Annotated in this window: 9 protein-coding genes; 6 read left to right on the forward strand and 3 right to left on the reverse strand. The window is 65.4% G+C overall.

The genetic code is table 11. From position 1 onward, the window contains the following. The first annotated feature begins 135 nt into the window (after nt 1-135). The 5 genes from ACVIGB_RS32985 (at nt 136) to ACVIGB_RS33005 (ending at nt 7,397) form a co-directional block, all read left to right on the forward strand. The gene (locus ACVIGB_RS32985; protein ID WP_456719523.1) at nt 136-3,096 is read left to right on the forward strand and encodes a 2-oxoglutarate dehydrogenase E1 component; all 2,961 of its coding nucleotides are present in this window, start codon (nt 136-138) and stop codon (nt 3,094-3,096) included. Nucleotides 3,097-3,269: 173 nt separating this feature from the next. Continuing rightward, nucleotides 3,270-4,514, forward strand: coding sequence for a 2-oxoglutarate dehydrogenase complex dihydrolipoyllysine-residue succinyltransferase (gene odhB / locus ACVIGB_RS32990; protein WP_092121612.1), 1,245 nt, complete (start codon nt 3,270-3,272; stop codon nt 4,512-4,514). Between the two features lie 72 nt (nt 4,515-4,586). After that, a complete protein-coding gene (locus ACVIGB_RS32995; RefSeq protein ID WP_456719522.1) occupies nt 4,587-5,336 on the forward strand; it encodes an SDR family oxidoreductase in 750 nt (249 codons plus the stop codon). Nucleotides 5,337-5,417: 81 nt separating this feature from the next. Continuing rightward, a complete protein-coding gene (gene lpdA / locus ACVIGB_RS33000) occupies nt 5,418-6,818 on the forward strand; it encodes a dihydrolipoyl dehydrogenase (protein WP_456719521.1) in 1,401 nt (466 codons plus the stop codon). Nucleotides 6,819-6,857: 39 nt separating this feature from the next. Further along, the gene (locus ACVIGB_RS33005) at nt 6,858-7,397 is read left to right on the forward strand and encodes a hypothetical protein (protein ID WP_092121615.1); all 540 of its coding nucleotides are present in this window, start codon (nt 6,858-6,860) and stop codon (nt 7,395-7,397) included. Nucleotides 7,398-7,540: 143 nt separating this feature from the next. Here ACVIGB_RS33005 and ACVIGB_RS33010 read toward each other — a convergent pair whose 3' ends face one another. Next, nucleotides 7,541-8,131: a DUF4337 domain-containing protein gene (locus tag ACVIGB_RS33010; RefSeq protein WP_092121624.1), complete on the reverse strand. Its 591-nt coding sequence runs from the start codon at nt 8,129-8,131 to the stop codon at nt 7,541-7,543. Nucleotides 8,132-8,288: 157 nt separating this feature from the next. Then, nucleotides 8,289-9,239 carry a tyrosine recombinase XerC gene (locus ACVIGB_RS33015; protein ID WP_456719520.1) on the reverse strand — a complete coding sequence of 317 codons (951 nt, stop codon included), beginning with the start codon at nt 9,237-9,239 and terminating at the stop codon, nt 8,289-8,291. A gap of 146 nt (nt 9,240-9,385) precedes the next feature. On the opposite strand from ACVIGB_RS33015, the gene ACVIGB_RS33020 reads away from it, so the two are divergent. After that, nucleotides 9,386-11,596: a primosomal protein N' gene (locus ACVIGB_RS33020; RefSeq protein ID WP_456719519.1), complete on the forward strand. Its 2,211-nt coding sequence runs from the start codon at nt 9,386-9,388 to the stop codon at nt 11,594-11,596. 216 nt (nt 11,597-11,812) lie between these two features. Here the strand turns inward: ACVIGB_RS33020 and ACVIGB_RS33025 are convergent, their stop codons facing one another. Then, entirely contained in the window at nt 11,813-12,304 is a 492-nt protein-coding gene (locus ACVIGB_RS33025; protein ID WP_092121632.1) for a septal ring lytic transglycosylase RlpA family protein, read from the reverse strand. Between the last annotated feature and the right edge of the window lie 100 nt (nt 12,305-12,404).

The following is a 12,404-nucleotide window of genomic DNA, read 5'->3' on the forward strand; positions in this document are numbered from 1 at the left end:
TCATTTCTTGGTTCTTTTAGGCAGGAATATCTGTCCTAGATGGGGTAAAGGGTATCAATCCAGCCGGCGCACTTCCAGACCGGCACCAGCGCCGTCTCCTACGCGCGAACCGAAAAAAATCACCAGGACTGCCCCATGTCTCGCCAAGACGCGAATGCTGCTTTTGCTCTCTCATCATTCCTGCAAGGCACCAACGCCACCTACATCGACGATCTCTATGCCCGCTACGAGCAGGACCCATCGTCGGTCGACGCAGAATGGCAGGATTTCTTCAAGAGCCTGAAGGACGCCCCGGCCGACGTCCAGAAGAACGCCGACGGTGCCTCCTGGGGCCGCGCCAACTGGCCGGTGACGCCGCGTGACGAGCTGACCTCGGCGCTCGACGGCAACTGGGCCCAGGTCGAGAAGGCGGTCGGCACCAAGCTCGCCGCCAAGGCACAGGCCAAGGGCGCCCAGCTGTCCGACGCCGACGTGCATCAGGCCACCCGCGATTCGGTTCGCGCACTGATGCTGATCCGCGCCTATCGTATGCGCGGGCATTTCCACGCCAAGCTCGATCCGCTCGGCATCGAGGCGCCGCGCGACCGCGAGGAGCTCGATCCGCGCTCCTACGGCTTCACCGAGGCCGACTTCGATCGCAAGATCTTCCTCGACCACGTGCTCGGCCTCGAATACGGCACGCTGCGCGAGATCGTCCAGATCTGCGAGCGCACCTACTGCCAGACGCTCGGCGTCGAGTTCATGCACATCTCCAATGCCGCGCAGAAGGCGTGGATCCAGGAGCGCATCGAAGGTCCGGACAAGGAGATCAGCTTCACGCCCGAGGGCCGCCGCGCGATCCTCAACAAGCTGATCGAGGCCGACGGCTTCGAGAAGTTCTGCGACACCAAGTTCACCGGCACCAAGCGCTTCGGCCTCGACGGCGGCGAATCGCTGATCCCGGCGCTCGAACAGATCATCAAGCGCGGCGGCAATCTCGGCGTGAAGGAGATCGTGGTCGGCATGCCGCATCGCGGCCGCCTCAACGTGCTGACCCAGGTGATGGGCAAGCCGCACCGCGCGCTGTTCCATGAATTCAAGGGTGGTTCGGCCAATCCGGATTCGGTCGAAGGCTCCGGCGACGTCAAGTATCATCTCGGCGCGTCATCGGACCGCGAGTTCGACGGCAACAACATCCATCTGTCGCTGACCGCAAATCCGTCGCATCTCGAGATCGTCGATCCGGTCGTGATGGGCAAGGTGCGCGCCAAGCAGGATCAGCACGGCGATCCGCCGGACATGCGCATCTCGGTCCTGCCGCTCCTGATGCACGGCGACGCGGCGTTCGCGGGCCAGGGCGTGGTGGCGGAATGCTTCAGCCTGTCCGACCTGAAGGGCTACCGCACCGGAGGCTCGCTGCACTTCATCGTCAATAACCAGATCGGCTTCACCACCTATCCGCGCTACTCGCGCTCGTCGCCCTATCCGTCCGACGTCGCGAAGATGATCGACGCGCCGATCTTCCACGTCAATGGCGACGATCCGGAGGCCGTGGTGTTCGCGGCCAAGGTTGCGATCGAGTTCCGGCAGAAATTCCACAAGCCGGTCGTCATCGACATGTTCTGCTACCGGCGTCACGGCCACAACGAGGGCGATGAGCCGGCGTTCACCCAGCCGGTGATGTACAAGAAGATCGCCTCGCACCCGTCGACGCTGGAGATCTACGCCAAGCGGCTGGTCGCCGACGGCGTATTGACCGAGGGCGAGGTCGAGAAGGCCAAGGCCGACTGGCGCGCACGGCTCGATGCCGAGCTCGAAGCCGGCTCGGGCTACAAGCCGAACAAGGCCGACTGGCTCGACGGCAAATGGGCCGGCTTCAAGTCGGCCGATCAGGAAGAAGACGCCCGCCGTGGTGTCACCGGTGTCGATGTCGCCGTGCTCAAGGAGATCGGCCGCAAGATCACCAAGGTGCCGGACGGCTTCCGCGCCCACCGCACCATTCAGCGCTTCCTCGACAATCGCGCCAAGGCGATCGACACCGGCGTCGGTATCGACTGGGCGACCGGCGAGGCGCTGGCGTTCTGCACGCTGCTGCAGGAAGGCCATCATGTGCGCCTGTCCGGCCAGGATTCCGAGCGCGGCACCTTCTCGCAGCGCCATTCGGTCCTGATCGACCAGGAGGACGAGAGCCGCTACACGCCGTTCAACCATCTCGGTGGCGAGGACACCGGTCATTACGAGGTCATCAACTCGCTGCTGTCGGAAGAGGCGGTGCTCGGCTTCGAGTACGGCTACTCGCTGGCCGAGCCGAATGCGCTGGCGCTCTGGGAGGCCCAGTTCGGCGACTTCGCCAACGGTGCGCAGGTGGTGTTCGACCAGTTCATCTCCTCGGGCGAACGCAAATGGCTGCGCATGTCGGGCCTCGTCTGCCTGCTGCCGCATGGCTACGAAGGGCAGGGACCGGAGCACTCCTCCGCGCGCCTCGAGCGTTATTTGCAGATGTGCGCCGAGGACAACATGCAGGTCGTCAATCCGACCACGCCGGCAAACTACTTCCACGTGCTGCGGCGCCAGCTGCATCGCGAAATCCGCAAGCCGCTGATCCTGATGACGCCGAAGTCGCTGCTGCGTCACAAGCGTGCCGTGTCGCGGCTCGACGAGCTCGGCAAGAACGCCACCTTCCATCGCATCCTGTACGATGACGCGCAGATGCTGCCGGACGAGAAGATCAAGCTGGTGCCGGACGACAAGATCCGCCGCGTCGTGCTGTGCTCCGGCAAGGTCTACTACGACCTGTACGAGGAGCGCGAGAAGCGCGGCGTCGACGACATCTATCTGATGCGCATCGAGCAGCTGTATCCGGTGCCGCTGAAGGCGCTGGTGCAGGAGCTCGGCCGCTTCAAGGGTGCCGAGGTGGTCTGGTGCCAGGAAGAGCCCCGCAACATGGGCTCCTGGCACTTCATCGAGCCCTATCTGGAATGGGTGCTCAACCAGACCAACGCAGCCAACAAGCGTCCGCGCTATGCCGGCCGTCCGGCATCGGCGGCGACCGCCACCGGCTTGATGTCCAAACATCTGGCGCAGCTCAAGGCGCTGCTCGACGACGCACTGAACTAACGGCCTTCACTGAAGCCATGCCCCGCCTTGTGCGCAATTGCGCACTGGAGCGGGGCATCCGGTATCCCGCGTCATCCAGCCTCACCGCTGTCGTCACGGAGTACCGGGTCGTTCGCTTTGGCGGACGGTGGCTGAACCAATTTTGCGACCGCAAGGTTATCGAGGAAAAGATCATGACTGAAATTCGCGTTCCAACGCTCGGTGAATCCGTGACTGAGGCCACGATCGGCCGCTGGTTCAAGAAGGCCGGTGAGGCCGTCGCGGTGGACGAGCCGTTGGTGGAGCTGGAGACCGACAAGGTCACCATCGAGGTGCCCGCGCCGGTCGCCGGCACGCTGGGCGAGATCATCGCCAAGGATGGCGAGACCGTCGCCGTCGGCGCGCTGCTCGGCCAGATCAATGACGGCGCTGCCCCGGCCAAGTCCGCGGCTGCCGCAGCCCCCGCCAAGGCCGCTGCTGCGGCGCCTGCCGCCGCTCCCGCACCGGCCCCTGCCGCGCCCAAGGTGCCGCCGGCAGATGCGCCGCTCGCGCCTTCGGTGCGCAAGCTGTCCGCCGAAAGCGGCGTCGACGCTTCCACCGTCCCGGGCTCGGGCAAGGATGGCCGCGTGACCAAGGGCGACATGCTGGCCGCGATCGAGAAGGCCGCCTCGGCGCCGACCCCGGTCAACCAGCCGGCCGCCGCCGTGCAGGTCCGTGCGCCGTCGCCGGCGGACGATGCCGCGCGCGAGGAGCGCGTGAAGATGACCCGGCTGCGCCAGACCATCGCGCGCCGCCTCAAGGACGTGCAGAACACCGCCGCGATGCTGACGACCTTCAACGAGGTCGACATGACCGAGGTGATGAAGCTGCGGGCCCTCTACAAGGATACGTTCGAGAAGAAGCACGGCTCGAAGCTCGGCTTCATGGGCTTCTTCACCAAGGCGGTCGTGCAGGGACTGAAGGACATTCCGGCCGTCAACGCCGAGATCGACGGCTCTGACCTGATCTACAAGAACTACTACCACATCGGCGTTGCGGTCGGCACCGACCGCGGCCTGGTGGTGCCTGTGGTGCGCGACTGCGACCACAAGTCGATCGCCGAAATCGAGAAGTCGATCGCCGATTACGGCCGCCGCGCCCGCGACGGTCAGCTCAAGATCGACGAGATGCAGGGCGGCACCTTCACCATCACCAATGGCGGCATCTACGGCTCGCTGATGTCGACGCCGATCCTCAACGCGCCGCAGTCCGGCATCCTCGGCATGCACAAGATCCAGGAGCGGCCGATGGTGGTCGGCGGCAAGATCGAGGTGCGGCCGATGATGTATCTGGCGCTGTCCTACGATCACCGCGTCATCGACGGCAAGGAAGCGGTCACCTTCCTGGTTCGCGTCAAGGAGAGCCTGGAAGATCCGGCCCGCCTGGTGCTGGACCTCTAAGGTCATATCGCGCGCGGCGCCCGATCGGTTAGGGCGTCGCGATTCGTTGGGTGCTTACGTTTGGGGATCAATGTGACGGACAAGGTCGTTGTCATCACCGGCGGCAGCCGCGGCATCGGCCGCGCCACCGCCCTTGCCGCTGCCGCACGCGGCTACCGCATCGTGGTCGGGTATGCGTCCAACCAGGCTGCGGCCAACGAGGTCGTCGCCGCGATCGAGGCCAGGAATGGCAAAGCGATCGCGGTGAAGTGCGACGTCGGCAGCGAGCAGGATATCCTGGCGCTGTTCAAGGCGGCCGATGGGTTCGGCACGCTTGGCGCGCTCGTCAACAATGCCGGCATCGTCGGCAAGAGCGGTGTGCGTGTCGACGAGATGTCGGCCGAGCGCATCCAGCAGATGATGGCGGTCAACGTCACCGGCAGCATCCTGTGCGCGCGCGAGGCGGTGAAGCGCATGTCGACCAAGCACGGCGGCGAGGGCGGCGTCATCGTCAACCTCTCCTCGGTCGCGGCAAGGCTCGGCGCGCCCAACACCTATGTCGACTATGCCGCCTCCAAGGGGGCGATCGATTCCTTCACGATCGGCCTCGGCTACGAAGTCGCGGGTGAAGGCATCCGCGTCGCCGGCATCCGGCCGGGCCTGATCGACACCGACATCCACGCCGCGGGCGGCGAGCCCGATCGTGCGCATCGGCTGGCCCATATGGTGCCGATGAAGCGTGTCGGCACCGCGGACGAAATCGCCAACGCCATCGTCTGGCTGATTTCGGACGAAGCCTCCTACGTCACCAGCGCGATCCTCGACGTGTCGGGCGGTCGCTAGAACACGATCAAGCGGGAAGCGGCCTTCCGATCGGATCGCGCCCGCCCAACTGTCACAGAGTTTAGCTACAGGACCTCTATCATGGCTTCTTACGATCTCGTCGTCATCGGCACCGGGCCCGGCGGATATGTCTGCGCGATCCGCGCGGCGCAACTCGGCATGAAGGTTGCCGTCGTCGAGAAGAACGCGACGCTGGGCGGCACCTGCCTCAATGTCGGCTGTATGCCGTCGAAGGCGCTGCTGCATGCCTCCGAGATGTTCGAGGAAGCCGCGCACTCCTTCGCCAAGATGGGCGTCAGCGTCCCCACGCCGAAGCTCGATCTGCCCGCGATGATGGACTTCAAGCAGCAGGGTATCGACGGCAACGTCAAGGGCGTCGAGTTCCTGATGAAGAAGAACAAGATCGACGTCCTCAAGGGCACCGGCAAGATCCTCGGTGCCGGCAAGGTCGAGGTCTCCGGCGACGGCAAGTCCGAGATCGTCGAGACCAAGAACATCGTGATCGCCACCGGCTCCGACATCGCGCGGTTGAAGGGCATCGACATCGACGAGAAGCGCATCGTGTCGTCGACCGGCGCGCTGTCGCTGGAGAAGGTGCCGTCGAGCCTGCTGATCGTCGGCGCCGGCGTGATCGGGCTCGAGCTCGGTTCGGTCTGGCACCGTCTCGGTGCCAAGGTCACCGTGGTGGAATTCCTCGACCGCATCCTGCCCGGCATGGACGGCGAAGTGGCGAAGCAATTCCAGCGCATCCTGGAAAAGCAGGGTTTTGCCTTCAAGCTCGGCGCCAAGGTCACCGCGGTCGACACCTCGGGCAAAACGCTTCAGGTCAAGATCGAGCCGGCCGCTGGCGGCGCTGCGGAAACCATCGAAGCCGACGTCGTGCTGGTGTGCATCGGCCGCGTGCCCTACACCGAGGGCCTCGGGCTGAAGGAAGCCGGCGTTGCGCTCGACAATCGCGGCCGCGTCGAGATCGACACGCACTTCTCGACCAATGTGAAGGGCATCTACGCGATCGGCGACGTCGTGGCCGGCCCGATGCTGGCGCACAAGGCGGAAGACGAGGGCGTTGCCTGCGCGGAGATCATCGCGGGCCAGGCCGGCCATGTGAACTACGACGTCATTCCAGGCGTTGTGTATACCACGCCGGAAGTGTCGTCGGTCGGCAACACCGAGGAAGATCTCAAGCAGGCCGGCGTCGCTTATACCGTCGGCAAATTCCCGTTCACCGCGAACGGCCGCTCCAAGGTCAACCAGACCACCGACGGTTTCGTGAAGGTTCTCGCAGATGCGAAGACCGATCGGGTGCTCGGCGTGCACATTGTCGGCCGGGAAGCCGGCGAAATGATCCACGAAGCCTGCGTCCTGATGGAATTCGGCGGCTCGGCCGAGGATCTGGCGCGCACCTGCCACGCACATCCGACCCGCTCCGAGGCGATCAAGGAAGCCGCGCTTGCGGTGGGCAAGCGCGCCATCCATATGTGATCGAACATCCCGCGCGCGAGCCGGGTAGAGATCATAGTGATGTTGCGCCGCCTGCTTCAGCCGTTCTGGGTCCTGCTTGCGATCATCTTCCTGATCGAGGCGTGGCTATGGGATCACGTCGAGCCGATCGTGGCCCGGGTGGTCGCCTGGATCCCGCTGCGCGCGCTCAAGCAATGGCTTGCCGAACGGGTCGATTCGCTGTCGCCGGCGATGACGCTGATCGTCTTCGTCGTGCCGCTGATCCCGCTGTTTCCGCTCAAGCTGGTCGGACTCTGGCTCCTGGCGAACCAATACTGGTTCAGCGCGGTCTCGCTGATTCTGTTCGCCAAGATCGTCGGCGTCGGCGTCACCGCTTTCTTGTTCGACGTGACGCGATCGAAACTGCTGGAGATGCCCTGGTTCGAGGCGCTCTATAATTTCGTGATGGGGTTGCGGGCCAAGGCCACCGCGCTGGTCGAGCCGGTCAAGCGGCGCATCCTCGAGATGATCAGTGGCGACGGCGACGGCTGGACCGCGCGAACGCTGCGCCTGATCGCGCGCTTCCGCAAAAGCGTCCACCAGACCAGCAAGGTTCTCTAAGCAACCACCCATGCCCCGTCATCCTGAGGCGCGAGCGGAGCGAGCCTCGAAGGATCGACGGCCACCAGCCGGGCCGTTCATCCTTCGAGACGCGCGCAATGCGCGCTCCTCAGGATGACGGAGGGAAAGCGGAGCCTTTCAGCTCAATGCAAATGCAGCAGATGCGGCTGGAAAAGGCCGAGCAAGGTCATCACGACGCCGGCGAGCGTCACCAGGCCGGACACCCAGGCCAGCGCGGCGATGCCGGTGATGATGGTCGCTGACGCCAGCACGATAGCGATCTGGAAGGCGGCGGAGGCAAGCTCGAAGTGATGATATTTCGCGGTGGCCTCGTCGCGCTCATGCTCGGCGTGCTTGGCGCGTTCGGAGAGTTGCTCTGAACCTTCGCCGGTCTCCGGCTCCGAGCGGTAGCGTGCCGCGGTCTTCTGCCAGTCGTCGATCTGCTTTTGAAGCGCGGCCTTGGCCGCCTCGTCTGTCGTGGTCGCGAGGTTCAGCTTGCCCTGTTCGGCTGCGGTCTGCACCGCGGTGCGGCGGATGCTCTTGGCCTGGAAGAAGGCCCAGAGGTTGGAGGCTTCGACGTTCTTGCTGATCGATTCGGTCTGGGCGCCCTTGCCGAGCGTTTCCGACAGCGCCAGGCAGAGCGCGATCACGGCGATCAGGAGGGCGATCTTCTTGTTCTCGCCCGACGCATGCTCGGCATGCTCCGCCTGCTCCATACTTTCATGTGCGCTCATGATTCCCCCTCCGGATGAGACCGCGCCACGATTGCTGAATGCGGCGCACAAGGCAAGTGCCGAGCGATTTGTGGCAGCCGTATGAATATGAACGGCGCAAGATGAACGGCGCATTGATGCCGGCACCGCGCCGTATTTTGAACTCAGGTCCGGGCACTCAGCCGCGCGGGTGCGCGGAGCGATAGACTTCCAGCAGGCGCTCACTGTCGATGCCGGTATAGATCTGCGTGGTCGACAGCGATGCGTGGCCGAGCAATTCCTGGATCGCGCGCAAATCGCCGCCGCGACTGAGCAGATGGGTGGCGAAGGAGTGCCGCAACGCATGCGGCGTCGCGCTGTCGGGCAGGCCGAGCGCGCCGCGCAGCCGCTCCATGGTGAGCTGGATGATGCGCGGGCTTAAGGGTCCGCCGCGCGCACCGACGAACATCGGCCCGGTCGGGCTGAGCTGATGCGGACAGATCGCCGCATAGTCCGCGATCAATTGCAGCACGTTGTGCAGCACCGGCACCATGCGGGTCTTGTTGCCCTTGCCGGTGACGACAAGCACGTCGCCTTCGCCCGGCTTCGGCACGTCGCGGCGCTTCAGCCCCAGCGCCTCGGAGATGCGCAGACCGGAACCATAGAGCAGCGCCATCACGGCGGCGTCACGCACCAGGATCCAGGTCTCGCGGGTTTCGCCGGCGCGCTCGTCGGCATCGGCAAAGCGCTTCGCCGCTTCCATGTGGATCGGCTTCGGCAGGCTCTTCGCCACCTTGGGGGCGCGGATCGCCGAGAGCGCACCGACCTTGCCCTTGCCTTCGCGCTCCAGGAAACGTCCGAACGAGCGCAGGCCGGCCAGCGCCCGCATCAGCGATCGGCCGCCGATTTCGTCGGCGCGGCGCATCGCCATGAAGGCGCGGACATCGCTGGCCTCGAGCGCGGAAAATGCCGCAAGCGTGACGCGCGCGCCCCAGTGCTCGGCCAGGAAGGCCAGGCATTGACGCACATCGCGGGCGTAGGCCTCGAGCGTCTTCGGCGACAGCCGCCGCTCGGCGCGCAGATGCGACAGCCAGCGCGTCATCTCCTGCGTGACCGACACGTCGGCGCAGTCGAGCTCGAGCGGTTGCATGGGCTGATCGGTCCGGGCCATGTCTTGAGCGGGCATGTCCTTAAGGGCTATTGGCGCTGCTAATCTCCTGATTATATCGCACTGCCTTCGTTTACCGTTCGCTAAGACCGCGCAGCGGTGCTAGCCCGGCTCAAAGCTCTGATTCAATGGACCACACCACACGCCCCAGCCCAGCCCCCGCATCGACGACACGCGTCGTCGACGTGCTGGTGCCTGTCGCGCTGAACCAGACCTATTCCTACCGCGTGCCGCGCGGCATGGAGCTTGCGCCCGGCGACGTGATCTGCGTTCCGCTCGGGCCGCGCGAGGTCGTTGCGGTGGTGTGGGCCGAGAATGCCAAGCCGGATCCGCGGCTGCACAACCGGCTGAAGGACGTCAGCGAGAAGCTCGATGTTCCGCCGCTCAGGGCGGAGCTGCGCCAGCTCGTCGACTGGGTCTCCACTTACACTTTGTCGGCGCGCGGCATGGTGCTGCGGATGACGCTGCGGATGGGTGAGAACCTTGGCCCGGAGCGGATGCGGCTCGGGGTGCGCCTCGTCGGCGAGCCGCCACGGCGCCTGACACCGGCGCGGCGGCGGCTGATCGAGGTGCTGTCGGATGGCTTGCTGCACGGCAAGTCCGAGGCGGCGCGTGAGGCCGGCGTCAGCTCGGGCGTGGTCGACGGTCTGGTCGACGAGGGCACGCTGACGGTCGAGGCGATGCCGCCACCCGCACCGCCGCCCATTCCCGATCCCTCCTATGCGCAGCCGGATTTTTCGCGCGAGCAGCGCAGTGCGGTCGATATGATGCGGACGCTGGCGGCAAGCGGCAGCTTTCACGTCGCGCTGCTCGACGGCGTCACCGGTTCCGGGAAGACCGAGGTCTATTTCGAGGCGATCGCGGAGAATATCCGCCGCGGCAAGCAGACCCTGATCCTGATGCCGGAAATCGCGCTGACCGGCCAGTTCCTCGACCGTTTCGCGCAGCGCTTCGGCGTGCGGCCGCTGGAATGGCATTCGGAGCTCACGCCGCGCACGCGGGCGCGAAACTGGGCCGCGATTTCCGAGGGCAAGGCGCCGGTCGTGGTCGGTGCCCGCTCGGCGCTGTTCCTGCCTTACGCCGACCTCGGCCTCATCATCGTCGATGAGGAGCACGACCAGGCCTACAAGCAGGACGAGGGCGCGCATTATCACGCGCGCGACATGGCGGTGGTCCGCGCCCATATCGCCAAGATCCCGATCGTGCTGGCGTCGGCGACGCCCTCGGTCGAGAGCGAGGTCAATGCGCGCAAGGGGCGCTACCAGCGCGTGGCGCTGCCGTCGCGGTTCGGCGGCCAGCACATGCCGCATATCGAGGCGATCGACATGCGCCGCGCGCCGCCGCCGCGCGGGCGCTTCATCTCGCCGGTTCTGGCCGAGCAAATTCGCCATGCGATCGAGCGCCGCGAGCAGGCGCTGCTGTTTCTCAACCGTCGCGGCTATGCGCCGCTGACGCTGTGCCGCGCCTGCGGCCACCGCTTCGCCTGCACGATCTGCGACGCATGGCTGGTCGATCATCGGTTCCGGCAGCGGCTGGTCTGCCATCACTGCGGCTTCTCGATGCCGCGCCCGAACATCTGCCCGCATTGCGCGGCCGAGGAGTCGCTGGTCGCCGTCGGCCCCGGCGTCGAGCGCCTGCAGGAGGAGGCCGCGAGTATCTTCCCCGAGGCCCGCACCATGGTGCTGTCGAGCGATCTCATCACCTCGATCGAGACCATGCGTAGCGAGCTCAACGAGATCGCCGAGGGCCGCGTCGACATCATCATCGGTACCCAGCTGGTGGCCAAGGGACACAACTTCCCGCGGCTCAATCTGGTCGGGGTCATCGATGCCGATCTCGGCTTGAGCAACGGCGATCCGCGCGCCGCCGAGCGGACGTTCCAGTTGCTGAACCAGGTGGTCGGCCGTGCCGGCCGCGAGCAGGGCCGTGGCGTCGGCTATCTGCAGACCCATCAGCCGGAACATCCGGTCATCAAGGCTCTGATCGCGAACGACCGCGAGGCGTTCTACGCCAGCGAGATCGATATCCGCGAGCGCACCGGCTATCCGCCGTTCGGCCGGCTGGCGAGCCTGATCATCTCCGCCGGCGACCGTCCGACAGCGGAAGGCTTTGCGCGCAAGCTTGCCGCGATGGCGCCGCTCGATGAGCGGATCCAGGTGCTCGGCCCCGCCGAGGCGCCGCTTGCCGTCATCAAGGGCCGCTACCGCTTCCGCCTGCTGGTGAAGTCGCTGCGCAATGTCGACCTGTCGCAATACCTGCGCGAATGGCTGGAAGCCGGTCCGAAGACCAAGGGCAATCTGAAGCTCGAGGTGGACGTGGATCCGCAGAGTTTCTTGTAAGCAGCTTCAATCTTGACCGTCATTGCGAGGAGCGAAAGCGAAGAAGCAATCCATTTCTCCTCCTATGCGGCGAGATGGATTGCTTCGCTTCGCTCGCAATGACGCAGGTGGTTGTTGCAACTGCAAAGAAAAGCCTGCCGTCATTCGCGACGGCAGGCCCTTTTGGCGCGAGGCAGGCCTCGCGGCCGTTACGCAACGCAACGCTTACTGAAGCGCTTACGAGACGACCTCGGCGGTGACGCGGCCGACGCCGGCACCGGTCAGGCCGATGGCGCGGGCTGCGCCGGTCGAGAGGTCGAGCACGCGGCCGCGGATGAACGGGCCACGATCGTTGATGGTGACGACGACGCTGCGGCCGCCGTGGGTGACACGGAGCTTGGTGCCGAACGGCAGCGAGCGGTGGGCGGCGGTCATGGCGTTCTGGTTGAAGCGCTGGCCGGAAGCGGTGCGGCTGCCCGACTCATTGCCGTAGAACGAGGCCATCCCCGAGAACGCGTGGCCGCCGGACGGCTGGATCGATGCATTGGCGTCGCGCCAGGACGAACCTTCGGCGCGGGCCTGGTGATGATGGTGGTGGCGATGATGGTGGTGCCTGGACTTCGCGGACGCCTCCGTCACGCTGCCCCCGACCAGGATAGTTGCGGCTACAAATGCAAGCGCCGTACGCGAGCGGGTTACATTGCCCGCCGCCTTCTTGATATTCAGCATTGATAAGACCCTCAGACAGTATTGCCACTAACGTGGCAAGTGGAACCCCCGTCCCTTCGTTGACCAAAGCCGTTTGGTTTCGCAATGAGGCACGAATTGG

This window comes from Bradyrhizobium sp. USDA 4341, assembly GCF_054063755.1.